Source organism: Pseudomonas sp. F220, assembly GCF_057813935.1.
On record NZ_JBVASJ010000187.1, the window covers coordinates 1 to 279 of the forward strand.

General features: G+C 72.4%; 1 protein-coding gene. It reads right to left on the reverse strand.

Annotated elements, in window-relative coordinates:
- A partial coding sequence (locus tag ACZYSM_RS29580; protein WP_489077238.1) for a hypothetical protein occupies positions 1 to 279 on the reverse strand: 279 nt, incomplete at both ends.

Below are 279 nucleotides of genomic sequence, written 5' to 3' on the forward strand. Positions count from 1 at the left end.
TGCCCTCGACCCAGCCGGGGCGGGACATCATGCCGATCTTGCCGGCGCAGAACGGCGTCACCGGGTCGGACTCGTTGGCGTCGGCAGGCGCGCCGGAGGCCGAGGTGTAGAGGTCCTGGAAGGCCTCGAGGCCCGTGATCGAGTCGGGCGTGGAGAGGGTCGCCTTCCAGCCGTCGCCGTCGGCCTGGGCGAAGCCACCACCGGCGTCCCAGAGGAAGGCCGCGCCGTCACGCCAGTCCTTGCCGGGCAGCCAGTAGCCCGAGAAGTCGGCCTGTCCGC